This window comes from Lacibacter sp. (assembly GCF_057361365.1).
In genome coordinates this window covers 24,926-51,911 of the sequence record NZ_JBMQSG010000009.1, presented here as the reverse complement: position 1 = coordinate 51,911, position 26,986 = coordinate 24,926, and the positions used below count along the sequence as shown (strand labels likewise).

Sequence of the window (26,986 nt, the reverse complement as noted above, 5' to 3'; positions counted from 1 at the left end):
ATCATGTTCAGTAATTATTTGAAAATTGCGTGGCGAAACCTGCTGAAGAATAAGACCTTCTCATTGATTAATATTATTGGCCTTGCTTCGGGACTGGCCTGTTTCATTCTCATCACACTTTATATTACCGATGAATTGAGTTACGATCGGTATCATGAAAAAGCCAATCGAATTTATCGTATCAACTCCGATATACGTTTTGGCGGTACTGATCTCAACATGGCTGTAAGTGCTGATCCAATGGGCGCAACGCTGAAGAAAGATTATCCCCAGGTTGAAGAGTTTACAAGAATTTATGCCAGCGAAGGTTCAAAATTGTTTAAGAAAGAAAATGCTTATATCACGGAAGACAGGGTGGTGTATGCTGATTCAACATTGTTTGATGTATTTACTTTTCCCGCCATCGCCGGAAATACTAAAACAGCGTTGAATGAACCTAACACAGTTGTTATTTCTGAATCAACAGCAAAAAAATATTTCGGATCGGTTGAAGCTGCAATGGGAAAAACAATGGAATGTAATGATGAGCGAAACAGACTTTATAAAGTAACTGCAGTCATAAAAGATATTCCGAAAAATTCTCACTTCATCTTCGATATGTTTTTATCGATGGATAATGCGGATTATAACTTTAATACCTTCCTCAGTCATAATTTTCATACTTACATTGTTCTAAAGGCGGGCTCAGATTATAAAGCATTCGAAAAAAATTTTGTACAGGTAATTGATAAATACATTTTACCTGAAGCAAAACAATTCATGCAGATTGAAAGCATGAAAGATTTTGAAAAGACAGGCAACAGGCTTTCCTACTCGCTGATACCATTAACTGACATTCACCTCCATTCCGAAAGAGGAGTAGAGTTAGGTGTAAATGGCAGCATGCAGTATGTGTACATTTTTGGTGCAGTGGCTTTGTTCATATTACTCATTGCATGTATCAACTTCATGAATTTGTCTACAGCACGTTCGGCTTCAAGAGCAAAAGAAGTAGGTATTCGAAAAGTGCTGGGTACAGAAAAAAAATCATTGATCCGACAGTTTCTTGCCGAGTCTACGCTAACTAGTCTTATCGCCTTATTAATTGCCATTGCCTGCACATGGCTTGCATTAAACTGGTTTAATGATCTTGCTGCAAAAGAATTCAGGATTACTGATTTGCTGAAACCAGGTTTCCTTGTTTTTTTATTGGCGTTGCCGCTGGCGGTGGGTCTTATTGCAGGAAGTTACCCGGCTTTCTTTCTTTCTTCCTTCAAACCAATCAGCGTGTTGAAAGGAAAAATCCATACTGGTTTTTCAAAAAGCAACTTGCGTAGTACGTTAGTGGTGTTCCAGTTTTTTACAACCATCCTCTTAATTACTGGTACCATTGTTATTTATAAACAACTCAGTTATATACAATCAACCAAAATCGGGTTTAACAAAGACCAGGTATTGGTAGTTGATATTCCTTCCATGAGCAGATCAACTGCTGAATCTTTTAAAACAGAAATTTCAAAACTAAGCAGTGTTAAAAAATCTTCTTTTGCAGGTTTTTTACCGGTCAGTAATTCATCACGCAACGATAATACATGGTCGACCGAAGCAGTGATGAATGAGAAGACAGGCTTTAATATGCAGAACTGGCGCATTGATTATGATTACATACCCACGCTGGGAATGGAAATTATCAAGGGCCGAAATTTTTCACCTGAATATGGAGGAGATTCAACAGCATTAATTATTAACGAAGCTACCGCTGCATTAATCGGCGGAGGTGACCCTGTAGGAAAAAAACTTTATTCATCTAACGGGCAAACGCCAATTGTTTACACTGTAATAGGGGTGGTGAAGAATTTCAACTATGAGTCGCTTCGTAAAAATGTTTCACCGCTTAGTTTCAGGCTGGGTAACAACCGGTGGGCTGCTGCTTTTCGTGTTGATACAAAAGACATGAAAAACCTGCTGGCGCAGGTGGAAGCTAAATTTAAAACAATGGCACCGGGCATGCCGTTCTCCTACAATTTTCTTGATGAGTCGTTCGACAGAATGTATCGTGATGAACAACGCATTGGTAAAGTTGCTTTTTCATTCTCTTTCCTGGCTATTCTTATTGCGTGCCTTGGATTATTTGGTCTTGCAACTTATATGGCTGAGCAGCGCACCAAAGAAATCGGTATACGTAAAGTACTAGGCGCTTCAGTATCGGGTATTGTGCAAATGCTCAGTAAAGATTTTGTGAAACTCGTTTTGATTGCCTGTGTATTTGCGTTGCCACTTGCATGGTGGGCCATGAGTCAATGGTTGCAAAATTTTGCTTACCGTGTGAGCATTGGGTGGTGGGTGTTTGCTGCAGCAGCAATTATTGCATTGATCATTGCAGTATTAACGGTGAGTTCACAAGCTGTAAAAGCTGCATTAAGTAACCCTGTGAAAAGTTTACGCAACGAATAAACCTTACATCTATGTTTTCAAATTATTTTAAAATAGCATGGCGTTCTTTAATGAAGAATAAAGTGTTTTCTTTCATTAACATATTTGGTTTGTCGGTTGGGCTTACCTGTTGCATGCTGATTGCTTTATACATTTTTCATGAAACTGGTTACGACAGGTATCATAAAAATGGAGATCGCATTTACAGGTTAGGTACTGTGTTTATTGATAATGGAGTAGAAGATATGGGTACAACAACTGCTGCCCCTGTGGGAAGAATGATGCAACAGACCTACCCTGAAATTGAAACTTCGGCCCGCATCCTTCAGCTGTTTCGTGATGATAAAACGTTGCTTCAGGTAAAAGAGGCCAATGGTGCGGTAAATTCTATCTATGAAACGAAAGGCTTGCTGGCCGATTCAAATATTTTCTCAGTATTAAGTTACCCTTTTAAAGAAGGAAATCCTGTAACTGCTTTGCAGGAGCCGAATACGGTTGTATTGCATTCGTCAATAGCAGAAAAACTTTTTGGTAGTGAGCCCGCATTGAATAAGATCATTCGTGTAAGCAGCAGTACAAATGGTGATACAAGTTTCAGAGTTACCGGCGTGTTTACTGACGCTCCCGGACCTTCGCATCTTGAAGCAAGATTTTTTCTTTCGTTCAAAGGCGGAGACATGAACAATTTTGCCAACAACAACCCCAGCGTAGTTAACAATAATATGTTTAACACATATGTGTTGCTGAAACCGGGAACGAATATTGCAAAGCTTGAAGCAAAATTTCCGGCCTTTGTTCAACAACATCTTGGCGACAGGTTAAAGCAAATGGGGAAGCAACGCAGGTATTATCTAACCCCCGTTTCAGATATCTATTTATCAGGCGTTACTAATAGTGTAAGTAAAGGCGGTAGTAAAACGTCGTTATTTATCCTTGGTTCAATTGCTGTGCTCACACTCTTGATCGCCTGCATCAACTTCATGAATCTTTCAACTGCTAATTCAGCCAAGCGTGCTGCGGAAGTAGGTGTAAGAAAAGTATTAGGTGCACAAAAACAATCGTTGTTAAGACAGTTCATTGGAGAATCAATGATAATGGCAGCAATAGGATTGTTGTTTGCAACTGCATTTATGTTTCTGCTTCTTCCATTGTTTGAAACGGTGTCGGGTAAAACACTGATCATACCAACCGAACAAAAGATACAGCTTGGATTTTTATTTTTAGCTCTCGCTCTTTTTACTGGTTTAATTGCTGGTAGTTATCCTGCATTTTATCTTTCTGCATTTAAGCCAATACAGGTTTTAAAAGGAAGATTATCCAATTCGCTTTCTGCCGTTTCACTGCGCAAGGGATTAGTAGTGTTCCAATTTATCATTTCCATTGTGCTGATTGTTGCTTCAGTTGTTATTGCAAACCAGATGTCTTTCTTGCAGGATAAAGATCTTGGTTTTAAAAAAGATCAGCAGATCGTTATTCCGTTACGCACATCCAATGCAAAGAATAATGTAGAGTCATTTAAGAAGGAGATAGCTAACACAACAAGCATTAATTCGGTTGGCACTTCTATGGCTTATCCCGGCATTTTCAATCCGCAGGATTGGTTAATGTACCGCCAGGGAGAGAACATGAATAGTTCAAAGCAGGTGTTCATTAATATGGTTGACAACAGTTTCCTGCAAACACTTGGTGTAAAGTTATTGGCTGGTCGTTTGTTCTCTTCACAATTTGCTGCAGATACACTCACCAGCTTTGTGGTGAATGAAAAAGCTGTGAAAGAATTTGGTTTTTCAAATGCACAGGAAGCTGTGGGCAAATGGCTTGCTTTTGATATTGATGGCGAGCAGTATCGGTTCAACATTATTGGCGTGGTAAAGGATTTTCATTTTAAAGCGTTGCAGGAAACCATCGAACCATTTGCATTTCGTTTTTATAATGATGCGTCAGTAGGCTTTAATTACATGATCGCACAAACAAAGGCCACCAGCTTAAAAGCAGCATTAACAACTTTAGAGACTACGTGGAATAAGATGAATCCCAATGAACCATTTGAGTATAGTTTCCTCGACCAGGATTTTCAAAAAAACTATGAAGCGGAGCAAAGACAAGCAACACTTATCAACTATTTCACATTCGTAGCTATCATCATTTCCTGTTTAGGATTATTTGGGCTTGCAACATTCACAGCCGAACAACGTACCAAAGAAGTAGGTATTCGAAAAGTATTAGGGGCAAGTGTATATGGTGTGGTAGCGTTGTTGTCAAAGGACTTTCTGAAACTGGTAGCAGTTGCTGTATTAATTGCATCGCCTCTTGCATGGTATCTTATGAATAAATGGCTGCAGAATTTTGCTTATCAGACCACAATCACATGGCAGGTGTTTGCATTAACAACACTTGTTTCCATAGCAATAGCTTTTATTACCATTAGTTTCCAGGCAATAAAAGCTGCAATTGCCAACCCGGTAAAAAGTTTACGGACAGAATAAACCTTACATCTATGTTTTCAAATTATTTTAAAATAGCATGGCGTAACCTTATTAAAAATAAAGGGTACAGTACTATTAACATTGGTGGCCTTGCTGTTGGTATGGCTGTAGCAATGCTTATTGCACTTTGGATATTTGATGAATTGACCTACGATAAATGGCATAAAAACTATGCTCGCATTGCACAGGTAATGCAACATCAAACCTTTAATGGTAATAAAGGAACAGAGCGATCAATACCAATGCCGTTGATTAATGAGCTGAAAACAAATTATGCCAGCAATTTCAAATACCTCGCCATGGCTTCCTGGCAGGGTGACCACATTTTGTCACATGACGAAAAGAAAATAACTATTGAAGGAAACTTCATGGGCGAAGACATCACGAGGATATTAACATTAAAAATGTTGCAGGGTCGTTATGATGCACTAAAAGATCCCAATTCAATTATTCTTTCAGCATCAACCGCTAAAGCTCTTTTTGGTGATAATGATGCAATGAATAAAACTGTGAAGATTGATAATGAGCTAACGGTAAAAGTAGCAGGAGTATATGAAGATTTGCCTTACAACACCCGTTTCAGAGATCTGCATTTTATAGCGCCCTGGGATTTGTATGTAAGTTCACGGCCGTGGGTGCAAAATGCATTAAAAGAAAGTCAATGGGGTAACAATTCGTTTCAATTGTTTACAGAGATTGCCGACAACAGTAATGTTGAAGCAATTAATAAAAAGATATTATGGGCAAAACTGAATAAAGTTCCGGCTGATGAAAAAAAGTTTAAAGCGGAGATTTTTCTTTTTCCAATGAAAGATTGGCATTTAAGGAGCAATTGGGAAAATGGTGTTCAAACAGGTGGCTTTATTCAGTATGTATGGATGTTTGGTATCATTGGCATCTTTGTATTGCTGCTTGCCTGTATCAATTTTATGAACCTGAGTACAGCCCGTTCAGAGAAAAGGGCGAAGGAAGTTGGTATTCGTAAAACTGTAGGTTCCGATCGGTCAAGACTCATTAAACAGTTTTTGGGCGAATCAGTTTTGGTTTCTGTTATTTCATTTATCGGCGCAGCTATTTTTGTATTGTTATTATTGCCCTGGTTTAACCAGGTAACGGAGAAAAAAATATTGTATCCCTTCAGTCAACCATTGTTCTGGGTATTAAGTATTGCATTTGTTTTAATCACCGGTTTACTCGCAGGTAGTTATCCCGCATTTTATTTATCTTCTTTCAATCCCGTTAAAGTATTAAAGGGAACATTCCGTGCAGGCAGGTTTGCATCTGTACCAAGAAAAGTATTGGTTGTGCTTCAATTCACAGTTTCTGTTGCATTGATCATTGGTACTATTATGGTGAATCGCCAGGTGCAGCATACAAAAAACCGTCCGCTTGGTTATAATAACAAGGGTCTCGTCATGATCCCAATGTCAACACCCGATTACGCCGGCAAATATGATTTACTGAGAGATGAATTGAAAAGCATTGGTGCTATCACTGAAATGACACAATCATCCAGTCCTTTAACAGGAATATGGAGCAATAATGGTGGCTTTAAATGGAAGGGCATGGATCCAAACCTCGATGCTGAGTTTTCTACCATTTGGGTTACACATGAATATGGCAAAACAGTGGGATGGGAATTTACACAAGGCAGAGATTTTTCAAGAGAATTTAAAACAGATTCACTTGCAGTAGTTATCAATGAAGCGGCTGTAAAATTTATGAATGTAAAGCAGCCAGTAGGGACAGTGATTGATTGGAATGACAGGAAATATGTTGTTGTTGGTGTAATTAAAGACATGCTAATGGAATCGCCTTACGAACCTGTTCGCCAGGCAATCTATTTGATCACCAATAAAAACTTCAGTTTCATTCATGCAAAATTAAATCCCGCAAAACCAGTTCAGGCATCACTGGCTGGAATTGAAAGCGTACTAAAAAAACATATTCCTTCGGCGCCATTTGATTTTCAATTTGCTGATGAATCTTTTGGTGAAAAATTTAAAAGTGAAGAACGTGTAAGTAAGTTGACTGCATTTTTTGCAGGACTCGCTGTCTTTATTTCCTGCCTGGGTTTATTTGGGCTTGCTTCTTTTGTTGCTGAACAGCGCACCAAAGAAATTGGCATTCGTAAAGTATCAGGAGCATCTGTGTTCAGCTTGTGCAAGTTGTTATCAAAAGATTTTTTGATGCTTGTTGTTATCTCTTGCTTAATTGCCATTCCCATTGCTTACTACTATATGAGTAATTGGTTACAGAACTATAAATACAGGACCGATATTAACTGGGTGGTGTTTGCAATTGCTATCGGTCTTGCAATTGTCACCACTATCTTAACTGTAAGTTTCCAGGCAATAAAAGCTGCCGTTGCTAACCCGGTAAAAAGTTTACGAACAGAATAAAACATTTTGTATGCTCAGGAACTATTTCAAGATCGCTTTCAGAAATTTATGGCGCAACAAGCTATATAGTTTCATAAACATTTGTGGCTTGGCAATGGGTATTGCAGCATTCCTTCTCATTCTGCAATATGTAAGTTTTGAAAAAAGTGTAAATGGTTTTCATAAAAATCTTTCTTCCACTTATCGTTTGCTCAATGAAGATCAGAAAGGCACAACATGGCCGCAGGTTGAACCGGGGTGGGCACAAAGAGCAAAAGAAACCTTCCCCGAGATAAAAGATTATTGCAGGTTTGAAGAAGGAGTTGGTCAAGGTATCGTTCGTCGTAATGAAGATAAAGCAGAACCATTCAGGGAAACATCTGTTGGTTATGCTGAAGGAAATTTCTTCGAGTTTTTCTCTTTTAAATTATTGAAAGGACAGGCAGCGTCGTTTAAAAAATCGAATGTTGTATTTCTTTCTGAAGCTGCAGTAAAAAAATATTTTGGCAGCGATGATCCAATCGGCGAGTCGCTTACATTATACAACCAGTTTGGTAACGCTCCTTATATTGTAGAAGGTGTTTATGAAATACCATCAAACTCTGATATACAGTTTGACATGGTATTTTCTTTGGAAACATTACGCAACCCTGCAAATCTCGGCGATAATGATTGGGCCCAGCTCGATAATCTAAATTCTCAATACATCAATACTTATTTCCGCTTAAGCGAAGGTGCTGATCATAAAAAAACGGAACAAAAACTAACTGCTCTCAGAACGCAACTAAAGAAAGATAAGGATGGATTGTTGTTTCGGCTACAGCCATTTGCCAATGTGCATTTGCCGGCTTCGTTCAGCGATTATTATCAAACAAGCGGCAACCTGAAATATGTTTATATACTTGGTGTCATTGCATTGCTCATCCTTGCCATCGCCTGGTTCAACTATATTAATCTATCAACAGCCAATTCTTTGAAGCGTGCAAATGAAGTGGGTGTACGTAAAGTTGTTGGTGCATCCCGTCAGTCATTGGTGATGCAATTCCTCGGCGAATCCTTACTGGTAAACATTATTGGCTTTGGATTGGGTTTGCTGATCGTAAAGCTCATCCAACCGTTGTTTAATGACATTGTTGGCAAAGAACTGACGCTGTCTTCTTTGTTATATACAAAAGCATGGATCGTTGGATTGCTATTACTTATTGCAGGTTCATTACTTTCTGGCGCATATACTGCTTACAGTTTGTCCGGTTTCAATCCTATTGAAACACTAAAAGGAAAGTTGGTGAAAACAACAAAGGGAGTGGTGTTGCGTAAATCGTTAGTGGTTTTCCAGTTTGGAATTTCCATCGGCTTATTACTTGTCACTGCATTTATCTATCAGCAACTGAATTATATGCAGAACAAAAATCTTGGTGTTAATACCGAAGAATTGCTGGTTATTCGTGGGCCACAGGTTGGCAGAGATAGTACGTATCGGGATCGGCGTAATGCATTTATCAACATACTCGCACAGCAAAGTTTTGTAAAAGATTATACGCTTAGTGGGAGTGTGCCGGGGAACGGGTTCAATTTTGCTACATCAGGGTTTAGTCAACCCGGTTCACGCAAAGGGGATGAATTCAAATCATTTTCATTTGCATTGATCGATGAGCGTTATCTCAACACTTACCAGGTAAGTTTAGCGGGTGGCCGAACATTTACGCAAGCGGAAACAATGGTTGAATGGAATGATAATGATAAAGTGCTACTCAACGAAAAAGCAATTGAAGAACTCGGCTTTAAATCGGTTGAAGATGCACTCAATACAAAAGTGCAGTGGGATGAACGCAAGCTACAGGTGATAGGAGTAGTAAAAAATTATCATCATACAGGTTTGCAAAAGGCAATTGAGCCCATCATCTTCTATCCGCAAAGCAACAGTGCTTATTTTACTGTTCGGTTAAGTTCAGATAAAATACAAGAGAATGTCGCAAAGCTTGAGAAGCTGTTTAAGTCTTACTTCATCAACAATCCATTTGAATATTTTTTTGCTGATGAGAATTTTAATAAGCAGTATATCTCTGAGCAACAATACAGCCGCTTGTTTACAACTGCATCGGTGTGGGCTATCATCATCGCCTGCCTTGGTTTATTTGGTTTAGCAACTCACACTGTGGAATCAAGAACAAAAGAAATTGGTGTACGCAAAGTATTAGGCGCAGGCGTACTCACCATTGCACAATTATTATCGAAAGACTTTTTACGCCTCGTGCTTATTGCTTTTGTAATTGCAACACCTGTTGCGTGGTTTGCCATGAACAAATGGTTGCAGGATTTTGCTTACCGGATTAATTTATCGTGGTGGGTATTTGTGTTAGCTGGTGCTGCAGCATTACTTATTGCAGTGATCACGATCAGTTTCCAGGCAATAAAAGCGGCCGTTGCTAATCCCGTTAAAAGTTTACGCACCGAATAAAACCTTACATCATGTTTAAGAATTATATCAGCATCAGCATACGCAGACTTTTTCGAAATAAATTACATACTACTATAAACCTGGTTGGTTTGTTTATTGGCTTCACCATTGGTATTTTGGTATTGCTAGCTGTGTATGGTCAGTTCAGTTACGACCGGAATCATGCAAATCGTGGAAAAATATTCATGGCTTACCAGTTTTTTAATAAGCCAGCAGGTGAGGAGATAGGCAATGTATTTGGTTATCCTGCAGCGCCTACATTTAAAGCAGAAGTGCCGGCCATTGATAAAGCAACTCGTTTTCTTTACGGCAGTAATTCCGTCAAGTATAACGACAAGGAGGTAGATATTTCTACAATGCTGGTGGACGAGGATTTTTTAAAGATGTTCACATTCCCCGTTGTAAGAGGGAATAAAGCCAGCCCTTTACAAAGTTTATCGGATATAGTTATTACAGAGATAACAGCAAAGAAAATATTCGGCAACGAAGATCCTATTGGCAAAACAATAAGATCCTCATACAGTGGTAAGGAAAAGGAGATGACAGTAGTTGCTGTGTTGAAGGATTTCGGAAATAACACAAGTATTCGTTTTGATGCATTGGCCAGAATTGAAAACAACGGGAGCTATGCAAACGAAAAAAACAATTGGGATAATCAGCATCATTCTGTATTTGTGATGTTAAAAGATGGTGCTACACAATTACAGGCAGAGCAGCAATTGATAGCGGTGAATAAAAAGTATTTGCCTTCCTGGTATGAAAATGCGAAACGTGATGGCGCAAAACAAGATAAGCGTGGGGATATTTTTGCTACAAGATTATTGCCTTTGCCGGATGTGCATTTCAGTCCACGCATCAGTGGGTTAGGTAATTCGGTGAATAAGGCCGAGATGTTGGTGGTATTGCTTGTTGGGCTGTTGATCATATTGATCGCCTGCTTCAATTTTGTAAATATTAACCTTGCCAATGCATTTACACGCAGTAAAGAAATTGGAGTACGTAAATGTTTAGGAGCAGCCAAGAGTCGTTTGTTTACACAACTATGGAGTGAAAGTTTTTTAGTTTGTTTAGTTGCGTTCCTGCTATCGATGGGTGCTTCGAAAATCATCCTTACGTTTATTCAACGCCAAAATGGAAGTAATATGCCGTTAGGGAAAATGATGCTGGAACCATCTTTCCTTCTCATGGCCTTGGGCTTGCTTTTATTTGTATCGTTTATCGCAGGTGGCTATCCTTCCTGGTTAATGAGCAAATTTAAAGTTGTAGAAACTTTAAAAGGAAAACTTGCATTAAAACGTAAAAGTATTGTACGTAGCGGGTTGATCGTTGTGCAATTTGTAATTGCATGTATCATGATCAGCTGCACACTCATCATCTACCAGCAGTTTAAATATTTACAAACAGCAGATATCGGTATCAAAAAAGAATTCCTCATCAGCATTCCTTTTCATAAACCTAATGATGGAAAAAGGAATATTGAAAAATTGCGTACACGTCTTGCTTCTAACCCGGGTGTGCTATCGGTATCGGGAAGTCATATCAATATTGGGCTTGGTCTCGACAGAAGTACAACCAAGCTGAGCAACGGTTTTGGTTACAAGGGCGGAGAGATCAACACCAATATTAATTTTATTGACTACGATTTTCTGAAAACATTTGGCATCAAACCTATTGAGGGAAATGATATTGATATGAGTTATTCGGTTGATACAGTGCAACAGGTTATCCTCACTGAAAGCGCCGCAAAGCAGTTCAAAGAAAAACAATTGACTGGTCAGCAAATAGTCGTGGATAGTTCAGAAGCCGCATGGAACATCGTTGCTATCATTCCTGATTTTCATATGTATTCATTACATGAAAAAACGGAACCCATTGCCCTGATCCTGAATAAACGAAATCCTGTGAAGTATGCCTTCATAAAAACAAATGCGCAGAACAGGATTGCAGTGATGGATGCATTGAAACGTGAAATGGCCATACTTGAACCGGGTCGTGAATTTAAAGGATCGTTTGTTGATGATAACGTGAACAACTGGTATAAGCAGGAAAAGGTAATGGCGTTGTTGTTTAGTCTTGCTGCAGTAATTGCGATTCTGCTTTCCTGTTTAGGTTTATTGGCAATGGTGTTGTTGATGATTCAGCAGCGGGTAAAAGAAATTGGCGTACGTAAAGTTCTCGGTGCCGATGTGCCGCAGTTGTCATTTCTTATTTCGAAAGATTTTGTAAAGCTGGTGCTCATTGCGGTACTCATCGCTACACCAGTTTCATGGTTAGCCATGAACAAATGGCTCGAGTCATTTCCATACCGGATCACCATACAATTATGGATGTTTTTGTTGGTGGCGGCAACGGCCTTAATCATTGCTTATGTCACCATCAGTTTTAACACAGTGAAAGCTGCTATGCAAAACCCGGTAAAAAGCTTACGAACTGAATAAACCTTTATTATGATCAAGAATTATCTGAAGATCGCTTACCGCAGTTTGATGAAAAGAAAAGGTTATTCTTTTATCAACGTTATAGGACTTGCAATCGGTATGGCGGTTTGCCTGCTGATTGTATTGTTTATTAAAAGCGAGACCGGTTATGATAAATTTCATAAGGAAGGAGATAATATTTACCGGCTGGTAGTTGAACGAAAGTATCCGGGAAGAAGTACATCTTATTCAAATATTCCGCAATCATATGCACATGCGATAAAACAGGAAATGCCTGAAGTAAGAGAAGCAGTGCGAATTTTTGACTTTGGTGCCGGTGCGGGTTTCCAGTTAAAGTACGGAGAGAAAAAATTTGAAGAAAAGAATGCACTGTTTGCAGATTCTAATTTCTTCAAAGTATTCCAGGCCGACATACTCGCAGGCAATAAAGAACATGCATTGAATAAACCGAATTCAATTGTAATTACTGAAAGGGCGGCTATAAAATATTTTGGCTCAGTTGAAAATGCAATTGGCAAATCGTTACAACCCGAAGGTGATAATCCCCCGGTGGAAGTAACAGCGGTTTGCAGCAACTGGCCAGAGACTTCGCATTTTGGATTTGATATGCTCATTTCAACAGCAGGTAATGAAAACTTCAGCAACATTAACTACGTCAACTTTGGTCCGCATACTTATGTGCTGTTGAATAAAGATGCCAGTGTAGCAGCATTTGAAGCAAAAATGCCAAAGGTGATTGAGAAGTATGCAGCTGGAAATATCGAAAGACAATTTGGTGTGTCGTTCAAAAAATTCCAGGAAGCAGGGAATGGTTACAAATATTACCTGCAGCCATTAACTAAAATTCATTTAATATCTCATCTTGAAGGAGAATTAAAACCTAATGGCAGTTTAACAGCCGTTTATATTTTTTCACTCGTTGCAGTATTCATTCTTTTGATCGCCTGTGTAAACTTTATTAATCTTTCTACAGCAAGATCTGGTGAAAGGGCGAAAGAAGTGGGTGTACGTAAAACATTCGGTTCAGAAAAAAAGGCGCTTGTTTCACAGTTCCTTGCTGAATCTGCCTTATTAAGTTTCACAGCCATGCTCATTGCCATCGGGCTCGCTTATCTCTTATTGCCGTTGTTCAACCAAATATCCGGCAAGCATCTATCGTTCAATGGTATCATTAATGTTAATTCCCTGCTTATACTTTTGGGCATTACATTGCTTACAGGAATTCTTGGCGGGCTTTATCCTGCATTTGTACTTTCTTCATTTAAGCCAATACAAGTGTTGCGTGGCAAGTTTAAAACAGGTTCGTATGGCTTAGCACTACGAAATGGATTAGTGATCTTTCAATTTGCTGTTTCTGTTATTCTTATCATTTGCACTATTGTTGTGAACCAGCAAATGAATTACATGACGAGTGATAAACTCGGCTTTAATAAAGAGCATACAATTATCCTGCAACGCACCGATCTGCTTGCTGAAAATACACGTGCATTTAAAAACGAAGTGAAAAAGATCGCTGGTGTTGAAAATGTAAGTGGCGCAACAGCTGTGCCCGGCATGGAAAATTATTTCGGTATCAGCTGGCAGGAAATGAGCAGTACTGAGCCAATGACCGGCAGAGGTATTATGACCGATGACCAATATCATTCGGTATTAGGTCTTCAATTAACTGAAGGTCGTTTCTTCTCCAAAGATTTTCCAACAGATACACTTGCTGTAGTGCTGAATGAAAAAGCAGTGAAGGAAATGGGATTGACCAAACCAATTGGAGCAAGATTAATTACGCCGGAACAATTTTTAAATGCGCCTGATGGATCGCAACGTGTGTACACCGTTGTAGGAGTGGTAAAGGATTTTCATTACCAATCGCTTCATCAGCCAATAGTGCCATTGGTGTTTACCAATGCTGCACGATTTAATGACGTCATGTTTCTTACTGCGGTTCGTGTAAAGGCTGATAATTTTAAAGAAACAGTTGCAGCTATTGAGCAGAAGTGGAAGACCTTTATTAAAGACCGTCCATTTCAATATGAATTTCTTGATAAGACAATTGCTGCCCAATACCATGCTGAGCAACGAACACAAAAGATATTTATTTTCTTTTCATCACTCACCATATTTATTGCCTGCATTGGTTTGCTTGGTTTAGCAGCTTACACCACGCAGCAGCGTGTACATGAGATTGGTATTCGTAAAGTACTCGGTGCTTCAGTTGGCAGCATAACCACAATGCTTTCAAAGCATTTCCTGAAACTGGTATTGATCGCTATGTTGCTGGCAGTTCCTGTAGCCTGGTGGATGATGAATAAATGGCTGGAAGATTTTACCTATCGAATTAATATGAGTTGGTGGGTTTTTGCACTGGCAGGTGCCCTGGCTTTTGGCATTGCTTTGCTTACAGTAAGTTTCCAGGCAATTAAAGCGGCAATAGCAAACCCGGTAAAAAGTTTACGAACAGAATAAATTTAAACGATGATCAGGAATTTTTTAAAAGTAGCGTGGAGAAATTTGTGGAAGAATAAGTTGTTCTCCTTTATCAATATTGTGGGATTGGGACTTGCAATTCCGTTTGCATTGTTGAGTTTAATGCAGGTGCAGAGTGCTTATGAGTTCGATAATTTTCATCCCCATCCTGAGCGCACATTCAGAATTATCACCGACGTAACAGATAATGTGGGCACAAAAACAAAATATGCATTATCACCCGTAGCTGCCGCAGAACAGTTAAAGCAAGGTTATCCTTATATCGAGCAATCAACTTTTGTAGTGCGTGATTTTGGTTGGCAGTTAAACAATCGCTTAAAAACAATTGATGTCAATAGTATTTATGTTGAACCTGCTTTCTTCGATCTGTTTGGATTTGAATTGGAGAAAGGTACAAGACCAGTTGAACCAAATACATTGGTATTAACAAAGGAAAAGGCAGAAGTTTTTTTTGGAACAGTTGATCCGGTGGGTAAATCACTCAGTCATCCCGACTATGGCGAGTTTACAATAACAGGTGTACTGAAGCCTTACAAACGTAATACGCATTTACGCAGCGACATTATGGTTTCAATGGCCACCTACAAACGAATTGCAAAAGATACTGTATTAACATCTTTGAACGGATTTACTTATGTGTTACTGAAACCCGGGGTACAAGATAAAAACCTGGATGCTGCGTTAGGAGCAATTGCTGGAAAAATAAACAGGCAAGCCGCTTCGCTATCGCTAAAAGAGAAACTCAATTTTCGTAAACAGTACATCACAAGACTTGCTCCTGATTTCGATGATCTTCGTGGTAATTCTTATGTAGAGTCATTGCCCGACCTTGCAGTGAATTTTGGTTTTGCATTAGCGTTGTTATTACTAGCTGGATTTAATTACGTGAATCTAACATTAGCACGTTCGCTCAGCCGGTCGAAAGAAGTAGGTGTGCGGAAAGTTGCGGGTGCGTTACGTTATCAATTGGTATGGCAATTTATTTGCGAGGCAATTCTTGTTGCATTGCTTGCTTTGCTGGTAGGGTTTATCATGCTCAAGTTAATGCAACAATTTAGCTATGTAAACTGGTTTACCTGGGAAGTAGATAACAAGATCGTTATCTGGGCAGTGTTCATTGTGTTTGCTGTTTTTATTGGAATGCTGGCAGGTTTTATTCCGGCAAGAATACTTTCACGTTTTCAACCGGCGAAAGTGTTGAAGGGAACAATCAGTCCATCTTCATTTGGAAGAATGGGATTGCGAAACAGCCTGGTTGTAATTCAGTTTGTAGCCACTTCCCTTTTTATTTTTCTCACTGCAAGCTTGTATAGCCAGTTTAGATACATGGCCACAGACAATGAAAACTTTAACCGTGAGCAGATATACAATATTTCATTTAACGGTGACCATCGGTTGTTGAAGAATGATGTTGCTGCTAACAAATCGGTAGAACGGATTGGATTAGTATCAACTCCGTTTGGCGGCAGCTCGGCACAATGTGCCATCAAAAAAAATAACCAGGAGCAAAATATAGAAGCAAGTTATTACGCAGCCGATGCTGATTTTGTTGCCAACATGAACCTGCAGATTATTGCAGGAAAAAATCTTCCAGTTACCAATAGCGATTCTGTTTCTGATTTTATATTGGTAAATGAACAGGCGCTTGCAACATTGGGTTTAGGTTCTGCACAGGAAGCCATCGGTAAAGTGATCGTATTAAATAATAGCCGGCAGGCAACCATCCAGGGAGTAGTAAAAGATTTCTGTTACTATGTGTACCAGTTTACAACAAAGCCTTTGGTATTGCAATACAATCCATCGCAGTTTCATGTAATCAGTATTAAAACAAAAACGCCGGTGGACGATGCCTTATTTAAAGCTGAGATTAACAGCGTTTGGAAAAGATATCATCCGCATGAAGAACTGGCTTTTTCTAACTATCAAAAAGATTTGTATGATCGCTATTTCCCCGGAAGAGATATGCGGTTTATGGGAATGTTTTGTGTGGTAGTGCTGGTGATCGCTGTAATGGGATTGCTGGGTATTGTTACTTATCATACCGAAAGACGGGTAAAGGAAATTGGTATTAGAAAAGTGATGGGTGCATCAGTTCCTGCTATCATTAAAGAATTATCAAGAAGTTTTGTAAAGCTGATTATTATTTCTGCAGCAATTGCATTACCTATCAGTTATATGGCTGGTTATGTATTCATCAAGCTATTTGCTTATAACGATGGGATAAACATCTGGTTGTTATGTTTACTTTTCTGCATCATTTTTAGTATTGCCTTATTCACCATTATGTATAAATCGATGCAGGCAGCAGCAGCGAACCCTGTTAAAAATTTACGAACAGAATAAACAACGAAAGGATATGTTATTACAACTGAAAAATTTATTTAAGTGGATTACGGTCGGCGGCAACCGCACTTTTTTACTAAAGGACATTAATCTGGAAGTATCAGAAGGAGAGTTTATTTCCATTATGGGGCCATCTGGTTCAGGCAAATCAACTTTGTTAAATGTAATTGGTATGCTTGATGGCTTTGACGAAGGTGAATACAACTTCCTGAACGAAAGCGTACATAAGTTAAAAGAAAAGCAACGGGCACAATTGTATAAGCAATACATTGGTTTTGTTTTTCAACAATATCATTTAATTGATGAGCTCACGGTTTATGAAAACATCGAAACGCCATTGCTGTACCAAGACGTGAAAGGCAGCGAACGAAAAGCAATGGTAGCTGATATGCTCGATCGTTTCAATATTGTTGGTAAGAAAGATCTTTTTCCAACACAATTGAGTGGTGGCCAGCAACAGTTGGTAGGTGTAGCACGTGCATTGATTGCTAAGCCAAAATTAATTCTTGCTGATGAACCCACCGGTAATCTCAACTCCAAACAAGGTGAGGAGATCATGGAATTATTTAAACAGCTGAACCAGGAAGGTGTAACGATCATCCAGGTTACACATAGTGAAAAAAATGCAGCATACGCCGGCAGAACCATTCATTTACTTGATGGACGTATTGAACAACAGGTTAAAAATTAATAAAACAGTTATGCGGATATTCAGTTTTGTGTTGTGCCTTTTAGTTTTGACAATAAGTGTCAAGGCGCAGCAGTATAGTTTAAAGCAATGTATTGATACGGCTTTGAATAGAAATGTTCTTGTGCAGCAAACAGGTTTGCAAATGCAATCGGCAGCGATTGATAAAAACCAGGCAAAGATGAACCTGTTGCCGAATGTAAACAGCCGTTGGAATTTTGGTAACAACTTTGGTCGTAACGTTGATCCTATCACCAATACTTATACCAATAATCAATTGTCATCGTCCAATGCAGGATTAGATGCTGGTGTGATCTTATTCAACGGTATGCGTTTGCAGAATTTAATTCAGCAAACAAATTTTTCTCACAAGGCTGCAGAGCTGGATTATAAGCAAGCGAAAGATAATCTCGTGCTGAATGTAATACTTGCGTATATGCAGGTGTTGGTAGGAGAAGATGTGTTGAATGTTTCCCGTGCACAATTGCTGGTAACAAAAAAGCAGATCGAAAGAATGGAGATCATGGTGAAAGAAGGATCAGCAGGGAATTTCCAGTTGACAGACATGAAAGGCCAAATGGCTAATGAACAGATCAATATTGTGACGCTTGAAAATAATCTGCAGCAATCGAAGCTTGCATTATGCCAGTTGATAAATATTCCTTACGCACCTGCACTGCAATTGGAGAGAACTGTTCAATTAGGTGAAACATTGTATGCGCAAACTTCACCTGAAGTAATTGCTGCAGCAATGGAATATATGTCGTTGGTAAAAGCAAACGAATACAGGGTGAAGAGCGCTGAAAAGGAAATTCAAATTGCGAAGAGTGGTTATTACCCCGTGATCAGTTTAGGCGCAAGTGCAGGCAGTAGTTATTCAAGTTTGGGTACACGTTTAACACCCACAACAATAGCAGAAGTAGAAACCGGCACTTACATTAAAAATGGAACTGCACGCACACTTGTCTACCGGGAAGTGCAGAATTTTTCGACTTCATCTGTTGGTTATTTTCAGCAGATGGAAAACAACCTTGGTTTCTTTGCCGGTGTAAATATGCGGATTCCCATTTTCAATAACCTGCAAATAAAGAACAGGGTGAAGCAGGCAAAGTTGCAATTGAAGAATACGCAGCTTAATGCTGAGAATACCAATTACCAGTTAACGCAAAACATTGAACAAGCATGGTTGAATATGCAGGCATCGTATAATCGCTACTCGATATTAAAAGATCAGTTGACAAATTTTGAAGAATCATTTCGTGCTGCTGAAGTGCGTTTTGAAAGTGGTGTGATCAATGCTGCAGAATTTCTCATTGCTAAAAATAATCTTGACCGAACAAAGATCAATCTTGTGCAAACACAATACGAATACAGTTTCCGTACAAGAGTGCTTGATTTTTACCAAGGCAAGTAGCCACAAAGACGCTAAGGTGCACAAAGAAGAAAGGAAAAGAAAGCTTATTGATTCTTCTTTGTGCTGCTTCCGTCTTTTTGCCTTGGTGGCAAATTATTTCAACGCTTGCCACAATACTTCCACAGGATGTAATGCTTTTTTGCCGGTACCATCTTTTATCTGGTGGCGACAACTCGTACCCGGTGCTGCAATAATCACATCATCAGCTGTATTTCGCACAGCAGGGAACAATACCATTTCACCGATCTTCATCGAGAGTTCATAATGTTCTTCTTCATAACCGAATGAACCTGCCATGCCACAACATCCCGAAGGAATAGTTTCTACTTTATAATTTTCGGGGAACGATAATACTTTTACTGTTGCTACAGTACCCACCAATGCTTTCTGCTGACAATGGCCATGCAGTTTAATTTTCTTTTCAGCAGATGTAAATTGCTCTTTGCTGATATTGCCTTTGTCGATTTCCCGTGCAATAAATTCATCGATCATGAATACATTGGCTGCAAGCTGTTTTGCTTTTTCAAAGTTGGCATCTGTTGCCAAGTCAACATACTCATCACGGAAGGTGAGAATAGCAGAAGGTTCAATACCGATCAATGGCGTTTCTGCAGTAACAACAGGATAGAGGAGTTCAATATTTTTATTCGCAATTTCTTTTCCTTTCCTGATCAAACCTTTCGATAACCAGGAGCGACCGCTTTCAATATGTTCAGGAATGATCACTTCGTAACCAAGCTTGTTGAGTAACTCAACAGCTTTGATACCGATTTGTGTATCGTTATAATTGGTGAACTCATCACAGAAAAGGTATACCTTTTTGGAATTAGGAATTTGGATTTTGGAATTCGGATTTTCCTTCTTGTACCATTTACTTAATGTAGTGCTATACATCGTCGGCATGGAACGCTTGGATGCAAAGCCCGATGCTTTTTTTACCAATGAACTGATCGCACTGTTCGTCATTACAAAATTGTACAACGATGGTGCAATTGCTCCCAGCTTTGATGAGTTGGTAAAGTTGGCAATGAGTTTTGAACGGAAAGGAACACCATTCGCATCGTAGTAATGCTGCATAAACTCTGCTTTGAGTTTGGCCATATCCACATTGCTGGGGCATTCCGATTTACAACCCTTGCAACTCAAACAAAGATCCATCACTTCATAAATTTCTTTATGATCAAAGCGGTTGGCTTTTGTTGAGTTGGTTAAAAACTCACGGAGTATATTGGCTCTTGCTCTTGTCGTTTCTTTTTCATTACGTGTAGCCATGAAGGATGGACACATCGTTCCTCCTGATAAATGGGTTTTACGGCAATCGCCACTGCCATTGCATTGCTCGGCATGTTGCAGAATATCCTGGTTGTGGAAACGGAACACAGTTTTAAACTCCGGTGTTTTCTGGCCGGGCACATACCGCAGCATGGTATCCATCGGCGGTGTGTCTACAATTTTGTTGGGATTAAAAATATTGGCAGGATCCCATGTTTTCTTTACCTCTTTCAAAAGCTGGTAATTCTTTTCACCAACCATTTGTTTAATAAACTCACCACGCAAACGGCCATCACCATGTTCACCACTTAATGAGCCTTTGTATTTTTTGACGAGTGTAGCAATCTCTTCTGCAATTACACGGAAAAGACGGTTACCTTCTTCTGTTTTTAAGTTGATGATCGGACGCAAATGAATTTCACCCGAACCTGCATGTGCATAATGCACGGAGTAGAGATTATGTTGTTTCAATATCTCGTTAAAGTCACGGATGAAATCAGGAAGATCATTTACATCAACAGCCGTGTCTTCAATAACAGGTACTGCTTTTTCATCGCCGGGTAAATTACTCAGTAAACCCAATCCTGCTTTACGCAATGTCCATATCTTTTTACTGTCTTCACCAAACAACAAAGGAAAGTGATAACCCAAACCTGCTGCACGCATGTCAGCTTCCACTTTTTCACAAATAGCAACGATCTCTTCTCTTGTTTCTCTTGCAAACTCAATTACGAGAATAGCACCGGGATCGCCTTGTACAAAGAAGCGGTTCTTCATTTGCTCTTTGTTCTCTTTGGTGCATTCCAAAATATAATGATCAATGAGTTCACTTGCACCAGGATTGTATTTTAAACCAATGAGGTTTGCCAGCAACGATTCATGTACCGAATTAAAATGCACACACAACAAACCAATTTCTTTTGCAGGCTGTGGTACTAAATTCAATTTTATTTCTGTGATCAACGCCAGTGTGCCTTCTGAACCTGCAATAAGTTTGCAGAAATTAAAATCTATTTCACCGGCAGTGAATGGTGCGGTTTCCAGTAACAAATCAATAGCATAACCTGTATTGCGGCGCTCTACTGTTTTCTTCGGAAACTCTTTGCGTATCTCCACCTGATTGTCATAGTTGCTCAACATGCTTCTTACGGAACGATAGATGTTTGCTTCCAATCCTTCGCCTTCACACTTTGCATGAAACTCATTAATGTTTAATGCTTTAAACGTTGTCTCTGTTCCATCGCTCAGCAGACAATCCACTTCCAGCAAATGCTCACGTGTGCTTCTGTATAAAACAGAATTACTGCCGCAGGAATTGTTGCCCACCATACCACCAATCATAGCACGGTTGGCAGTTGAAGTTTCCGGGCCAAAGAACAAACCATGCGGTTTTAAAAACATGTTCAGTTCATCACGAATTACACCGGGCTGCACACGCACCCATTTCTCTTCTTTGTTGAGTTCAAGAATTTTTGTGAAGTATTTCGATACATCCACGATAATGCCGTTGCCCACCACCTGTCCGGCAAGTGAAGTACCTGCGGTACGTGGTATCAACGAGGTTTTGTTGGTATGTGCAAAAGCGATGAGCTTTTTAAGATCGTCTTTGGTTTTGGGAATAGCTACGGCCAATGGTAACTCACGGTATGCCGACGCATCGGTGGCATAAACGGTACGCATGGTGGTATCGAAATAAAATTCTCCTTCGAGTTGCTGTGCCAGTTGTTGTAATCGTTCGTTCATGTTTGCTGCTGCAGTTGGGCGACCCAAATTTACACTGTTTGAAACTTGCGGGTGTTAGTTGTGGAAGGGGAGGTGTGGGAACGATTGCGTAGTAACGAACAGTAAATTAATATTTTAAGCCAGGCAGATCTTTCGTTCCTCAGGATGACAGGAAGGTTGGGCTTGGTGCTTATGATGAACTTTTACACAATGCTCAACAAAGCTGTCTTTCCGGCGAAGGAGGAATCTGATGAGTATGCTACTTGCCCGTTATTATTGAAGTAAGAAGTGATTTGTAAAATTGATGCTTTCTACTTCAATACCTTTTTCAATAAAAGCAATCTTGTTTTGTTCCAAAGAAAACCAAACGACGATTCGATTTTTACGATATGCAATGCCGAATTTATCAGAGTCAAGCCATTTACTGTATTTTAATAGAATATATACGCAATCATAACACCAGGAATTTTTTTTCGCAAAAAGCAATTGCTTAATAGTATGGCCTTCTTTGATAATATTTACATAAACATATGTTGCTGTTTCTGTCTTTTCAATAGAAAGATGTCCCGACTTTTTTTTGTCTCTCGATTGTTTTGCAGGGTAATTAATTTGGAATTTAAAATCTGTTGCAATGATGTTCTCATAAGCTCTCTCAAAAATGGATCTATCCCAATTAAATTCTTCACTTGCTTGTAGTATGGCATTTTGAATTAGGTCAAGCACATACTTGTACTTTTCTTTTTTTTCTAGTCGGGCATATTCTTCATAGTTATAATAGGGGGCAACTGAAATAATTGAAGCCAGTTTTTGTGGTTTTTTCCAAATGCCATGAAATGCAGGTTGAATTGTTATCCTCGTTGCGCCGACTGGCTTGTAGCCTTTCATGCTCTGCACATACAAATCACTTATGAAGTTCTCCAGAGATGTTATTTCCAGATATTCGGGTGTGCCAGCTTCAAAAGGGATAGGCGTATATAATGATATGTCAGAAAATGTAGCTCCCATCAAAAAGTCAGTTAATACTTGAGATTACGCTACAATATAATAACGGCTGCTAAAACGAAAAATTTAAAACCAAGATCCTCAAGTTTTGAATGCGTGTTCCGGATAGAAAAGGCTCCGTTTCTCCCAAATGTTAAACTTCCGTTAACGCCCCGTTTTCTACCCAACCCTTTTGTGCCCGTGTGGGGTATCTCTATCATACCGCCACAAACAGCGGCTTTTTTAAACCTTATAATCAAAGAACATGAAACAGACATTTCGCAGCGTGTTCACGCTTTTTTTCGCAAGCCTTATCATCCTTGTTTCCTGCAAGAAACCCGTAGAACCTAACAAACCTGGTGATGGTCCCGGTCCAACGCCCGGCCTTTCGCACAAGTACCGCATCACTGCCGAAGCCTTACCCGGTTTACCTAATCAGCCAATGGCCAACCTGTTTGCGAAGTTTGATATTAAAAATGCGCAGGACGAATTGGTTGTAACCAATAAACTCGCTGCTATCAGTTACAACGGAAAATTTACAACCGAAGAACTGGAATTGCCTGCTGGTACTTACCGCATCAGCAAACTCATGATTGTGTCGGGCACAGGTAATGTATTGTATGCCGTGCCTGTTACTAATTCGGCAAAGGCCGCAGCAGTAAGCAAACCTTTAGCTTATATAATGGTATTGCCATCGGCAGTAACGCTTAATGTGCCTGCTGAATTTTTAAAAGTTGAACCGACAGATAAAGCAGTTGATTTTGGTTATGCTGCTGATGCGTTTGGTAATGCATCAAATCCAGGTGAAGAAGAAACACTCAGCATCAAAATAAAAACAAGTATCAAAGTGGGTGATATATTGTACGATAGTATTCCATCATCATTGATCTATCGCATGTTCAATGCGAACAATGAATTGCTGAGTGTAAAATTTATCAGTCTTGCTGCAGGTGTTAATACTGTGCAGTTAGATAAAAATGCAGCGCAACACGAATTCATTGTACAAAAATGGGGAAAGGATTATACGAAGCGTTTGGCTAAGGCAGATATCCGTAAAGATGTTGTGTACGAATTTGGTGAAGAGAAAGAAGCAAAGAAACTGAAATCAGAAATCATTGCACGTTGGGATGGCAATATGTACAAAGCCGAATCGAAAAACAATTACATCTATGATGGTAAAGGAAGATTGGCAAAAATTGAATTTATGCAGAAGCGTGCAACAGATGGAACGCCGTTTATTGCCAGAACAGAAAATTTTGAGTACACTGAGGGCCGTGTAGAAAAAATAAATATTTATAATGAAACGAATGCATTTGCAGGTTCAAGAAGCTTTCGGTATAATGCTTCAGGTAAGATCGATCATATTACAGAAGATTTGCTGAACGTAACTAAAACAGAAGTGGAAGTAGCACATCATGGCCGTAACGGCGATGGTTTGGATGAAGTGAATTTCCGTTTCAGTTATTCGCACACTGCACTTACAATGGAATATTATCAGCGTTGGAGAAATGGCAACTTGTTTTCCGATAACAGCCGCACAAGCAACGGAAGTACCGAAACAGGAACTTACCAGCACGATAACAACATCAACCCTTATGCACACATGAACTGGCACGACTTGTTTTTAAGCAACAGCTCAAAAAACAATCTTAACTGGCAAGCACGTACTTATTTTGGTAACTATCCTTTAAATGTTGTCTACAGTTTCGAATACAAATATGATAGCGAAGGTTACCCTGTGGAGCTCATCCGCCGCTACAAATCATATATAACCGGACAACATTTGTTTACAACAAAGACCATTTACAATTATTGATAGAAAAGCATTTCTTATTAATTTCATAAACGAAATGATATGTTACAAAAATTATCATACCTCTTTCTGCTGTTCATGATCTCTTGTACAGCAGCCAAAGTATCGGTTCCTGCGAGCTTCAGCTCGCAGGCAACCAAAATGCAGGTGAAAGGATTGAATGGCTGGATGATCAATCAGCGGTTAAGCTTTGGTGAATTTTCTACTTCAGCAGTAAAGCGTGGATGGGATTTCAGCAGTTCATTTCAATACACAAAATTCAGTCTCGATCCGCAATCCATGTTGCTGCGTGTTCTCAACATCGATACCGATGTACGCAACCTGAAACAACGCAATAAATTTCAATACACGATCCAGGATGGAAATTTAATGACCGAAGTTTTTGCAACTGAAAAGTTCAGCGAAAATCAACTTGTGTACAAAAGCAACAATCCTTTTCTCGGACAGGTGAACGCAACGCAACGTTACGAATATGCATTCACTGCGGCTATCCTTCCGTTGATGGCAAAAGAAAACGATCCATGGTCTGTAGTGTTGATGAATAAATATGATGCAAAGAAAGATACTGCCCGCCGTCTCTTCGATCGTCCGTATGTAGAAGAAGAAGGTTATGCAACCAATGGCAAAGAGAATATTGTTATTCGTCCATTGCGTTTGGAAAAAGTAACAACAAAAGCTGGTAAAGAAACAAAAGTAGTGGGCGGCCCCATGCTTACCGGTTACGAATTGCGTTGGGATGATGGAGTAGTAGCCATTATTGATATTCTAGATAACAGCATCTGGTTTGCGAATAATTTAGATGCAAGAGACAAAATCATTTTATCATCTATTTCATCGGCTATTCTTTTGAAGCGGATGCAGGATGTTGAAAAAGATAAAGACACAAATTTCTAAGCAGGGAAGTGATTGCAGAAGCACTCGATATTGATCAGTTGGTGGAAGATTGCAAACGCAATAACCGCAGGGCACAGGAACAGTTGTACCGGCAGTTCTATAGCTATGCGGTGACTATTGCCCTGCGTTATTCACGTGATGAAGCGGATGCTGCTGATATTATGAGTCATGCCTTTGTGAAGATCTTTAAAAGCATGCACACGTTTGATAAAACAAAAGGTGCGTTGCAAACATGGATCAAACGTATTGTGATGAATGAAGGGCTCGATCACCTGAAAGCAAGAGAACGTTTCAGTAAGGATATGGAACTGGAAACGGTGGAAGAACCGCAGATCAGTAATACGGTGTTGGAACGCATGGGTGCCGATGAAATTATGAAACTCATTCACCAGTTACCACCCGCAACACATGCAGTGTTTGTGTTGTATGCCGTGGAAGGCTATAATCACCGGGAGATAGCCGAACAACTAAACATCAGCGAGGGCACATCGAAATGGCACCTCAGCGAAGCCCGGAAAAAATTACAACAACAACTCAGTCGCACAACATAGCGGATGAATCAAAAAGCAACATACGAATTAACCATTACCGAAAAGCTTGAGCAGTTAACTGCACCGGATATGGTGGATGCTATCTGGGCACGTATCGAAGCACAGCTCGATATTGATCTGCCGACGGATGATGGTTCAACCAATCCGCCACCTGCACCAACGAGTGGTCCACGTACATGGCTCAACCGTGGATTCATGATTGCTGCTGTTGCAATTGTATTTATTTATTTCTTCAACAACCGTAAACAAACAACAACCTCGAACGATCAACCAACAATCACCACTCCTGTAACATCACCTAACAACAACGATAATCCTGTAGGCAATAATTCGCCGGGTACAATCAATACGATAGCACCTGTAAACAATACAACTGTTCCGGCAAACACATCCACAGGTTTGCCTGTTGACAGTAACAGTATTGCTCCTGTAACATTACCTGTGCAGCAACCCGACAGTAATAAAGTAATTACGAATACTGCACCTGTGTTTACGCCACCGAATGTGTCGCCGCCGAAAACTAATGTTCCTGATTCAACAAAGAAGGGAAGAGGCGTAAAAGGTATAACTGATGCTGATTATAAAATTGTACCGAAGAAGGACAGCAGTGGGAATTGATGAATGAATGTTGAACAGATCCTTCGTGCCTCAG

The 26,986-nt window shown here is 39.6% G+C and carries 15 protein-coding genes; 13 read left to right on the top strand and 2 right to left on the bottom strand.

Annotated elements, in window-relative coordinates; translation table 11 throughout:
* The first annotated feature begins 3 nt into the window (after positions 1-3).
* The 9 genes from ACO1QW_RS07925 (at position 4) to ACO1QW_RS07885 (ending at position 19,101) form a co-directional block, all read left to right on the top strand.
* Positions 4-2,433 (top strand): ABC transporter permease, encoded by a 2,430-nt coding sequence (locus ACO1QW_RS07925; protein ID WP_486257340.1) that lies wholly within the window; start codon positions 4-6, stop codon positions 2,431-2,433.
* Between the two features lie 11 nt (positions 2,434-2,444).
* On the top strand, positions 2,445-4,898 hold the full coding sequence (locus ACO1QW_RS07920) for an ABC transporter permease (RefSeq protein WP_486257338.1): 2,454 nt from the start codon (positions 2,445-2,447) through the stop codon (positions 4,896-4,898).
* A gap of 11 nt (positions 4,899-4,909) precedes the next feature.
* Complete coding sequence (locus ACO1QW_RS07915; RefSeq protein ID WP_486257336.1) at positions 4,910-7,300, top strand: ABC transporter permease; 2,391 nt, start codon at positions 4,910-4,912, stop codon at positions 7,298-7,300.
* Between the two features lie 10 nt (positions 7,301-7,310).
* Entirely contained in the window at positions 7,311-9,737 is a 2,427-nt protein-coding gene (locus ACO1QW_RS07910) for an ABC transporter permease (protein WP_486257334.1), read from the top strand.
* A gap of 11 nt (positions 9,738-9,748) precedes the next feature.
* Positions 9,749-12,175, top strand: a complete 2,427-nt coding sequence (locus ACO1QW_RS07905; protein WP_486257333.1) for an ABC transporter permease — start codon at positions 9,749-9,751, stop codon at positions 12,173-12,175.
* A 9-nt stretch (positions 12,176-12,184) separates the two neighbouring features.
* Positions 12,185-14,635 carry an ABC transporter permease gene (locus tag ACO1QW_RS07900; RefSeq protein ID WP_486257331.1) on the top strand — a complete coding sequence of 817 codons (2,451 nt, stop codon included), beginning with the start codon at positions 12,185-12,187 and terminating at the stop codon, positions 14,633-14,635.
* Between the two features lie 9 nt (positions 14,636-14,644).
* On the top strand, positions 14,645-16,999 hold the full coding sequence (locus ACO1QW_RS07895; protein ID WP_486257329.1) for an ABC transporter permease: 2,355 nt from the start codon (positions 14,645-14,647) through the stop codon (positions 16,997-16,999).
* A gap of 13 nt (positions 17,000-17,012) precedes the next feature.
* Positions 17,013-17,690, top strand: coding sequence for an ABC transporter ATP-binding protein (locus ACO1QW_RS07890; protein WP_486257328.1), 678 nt, complete (start codon positions 17,013-17,015; stop codon positions 17,688-17,690).
* Positions 17,691-17,793: 103 nt separating this feature from the next.
* Positions 17,794-19,101, top strand: coding sequence for a TolC family protein (locus tag ACO1QW_RS07885; RefSeq protein ID WP_486257326.1), 1,308 nt, complete (start codon positions 17,794-17,796; stop codon positions 19,099-19,101).
* A gap of 93 nt (positions 19,102-19,194) precedes the next feature.
* On the opposite strand, the gene ACO1QW_RS07880 is transcribed toward ACO1QW_RS07885, so the two are convergent.
* Together ACO1QW_RS07880 and ACO1QW_RS07875 are read right to left on the bottom strand one after the other, a co-directional pair.
* Complete coding sequence (locus ACO1QW_RS07880; protein ID WP_486257324.1) at positions 19,195-22,116, bottom strand: FAD-binding and (Fe-S)-binding domain-containing protein; 2,922 nt, start codon at positions 22,114-22,116, stop codon at positions 19,195-19,197.
* A gap of 252 nt (positions 22,117-22,368) precedes the next feature.
* The gene (locus ACO1QW_RS07875; RefSeq protein WP_486257323.1) at positions 22,369-23,100 is read right to left on the bottom strand and encodes a hypothetical protein; all 732 of its coding nucleotides are present in this window, start codon (positions 23,098-23,100) and stop codon (positions 22,369-22,371) included.
* Between the two features lie 241 nt (positions 23,101-23,341).
* Here ACO1QW_RS07875 and ACO1QW_RS07870 point away from each other — a divergent pair, with 241 nt between their 5' ends.
* From ACO1QW_RS07870 to ACO1QW_RS07855, 4 genes are read left to right on the top strand one after another with little or no spacing between them, the layout of a single operon-like run.
* Positions 23,342-24,892, top strand: coding sequence for a hypothetical protein (locus ACO1QW_RS07870; RefSeq protein ID WP_486257321.1), 1,551 nt, complete (start codon positions 23,342-23,344; stop codon positions 24,890-24,892).
* A 39-nt stretch (positions 24,893-24,931) separates the two neighbouring features.
* Entirely contained in the window at positions 24,932-25,783 is an 852-nt protein-coding gene (locus tag ACO1QW_RS07865; protein ID WP_486257319.1) for a hypothetical protein, read from the top strand.
* A gap of 8 nt (positions 25,784-25,791) precedes the next feature.
* Positions 25,792-26,334: an RNA polymerase sigma factor gene (locus ACO1QW_RS07860; protein WP_486257317.1), complete on the top strand. Its 543-nt coding sequence runs from the start codon at positions 25,792-25,794 to the stop codon at positions 26,332-26,334.
* A gap of 3 nt (positions 26,335-26,337) precedes the next feature.
* The gene (locus ACO1QW_RS07855) at positions 26,338-26,952 is read left to right on the top strand and encodes a hypothetical protein (protein ID WP_486257315.1); all 615 of its coding nucleotides are present in this window, start codon (positions 26,338-26,340) and stop codon (positions 26,950-26,952) included.
* Positions 26,953-26,986 lie beyond the last annotated feature (34 nt).

What these genes read in the sequence shown, in the direction of transcription:
- ACO1QW_RS07875 (WP_486257323.1), bottom strand. Translation starts at nt 23,100, where the DNA reads ATGGGAGCTACATTTTCTGACATATCATTATATACGCCTATCCCTTTT.
- ACO1QW_RS07905 (WP_486257333.1), top strand. Translation starts at nt 9,749, where the DNA reads ATGTTTAAGAATTATATCAGCATCAGCATACGCAGACTTTTTCGAAAT.
- ACO1QW_RS07900 (WP_486257331.1), top strand. Translation starts at nt 12,185, where the DNA reads ATGATCAAGAATTATCTGAAGATCGCTTACCGCAGTTTGATGAAAAGA.
- ACO1QW_RS07865 (WP_486257319.1), top strand. Translation starts at nt 24,932, where the DNA reads ATGTTACAAAAATTATCATACCTCTTTCTGCTGTTCATGATCTCTTGT.
- ACO1QW_RS07890 (WP_486257328.1), top strand. Translation starts at nt 17,013, where the DNA reads ATGTTATTACAACTGAAAAATTTATTTAAGTGGATTACGGTCGGCGGC.
- ACO1QW_RS07915 (WP_486257336.1), top strand. Translation starts at nt 4,910, where the DNA reads ATGTTTTCAAATTATTTTAAAATAGCATGGCGTAACCTTATTAAAAAT.
- ACO1QW_RS07895 (WP_486257329.1), top strand. Translation starts at nt 14,645, where the DNA reads ATGATCAGGAATTTTTTAAAAGTAGCGTGGAGAAATTTGTGGAAGAAT.
- ACO1QW_RS07925 (WP_486257340.1), top strand. Translation starts at nt 4, where the DNA reads ATGTTCAGTAATTATTTGAAAATTGCGTGGCGAAACCTGCTGAAGAAT.
- ACO1QW_RS07910 (WP_486257334.1), top strand. Translation starts at nt 7,311, where the DNA reads ATGCTCAGGAACTATTTCAAGATCGCTTTCAGAAATTTATGGCGCAAC.
- ACO1QW_RS07870 (WP_486257321.1), top strand. Translation starts at nt 23,342, where the DNA reads ATGAAACAGACATTTCGCAGCGTGTTCACGCTTTTTTTCGCAAGCCTT.
- ACO1QW_RS07880 (WP_486257324.1), bottom strand. Translation starts at nt 22,116, where the DNA reads ATGAACGAACGATTACAACAACTGGCACAGCAACTCGAAGGAGAATTT.
- ACO1QW_RS07920 (WP_486257338.1), top strand. Translation starts at nt 2,445, where the DNA reads ATGTTTTCAAATTATTTTAAAATAGCATGGCGTTCTTTAATGAAGAAT.
- ACO1QW_RS07855 (WP_486257315.1), top strand. Translation starts at nt 26,338, where the DNA reads ATGAATCAAAAAGCAACATACGAATTAACCATTACCGAAAAGCTTGAG.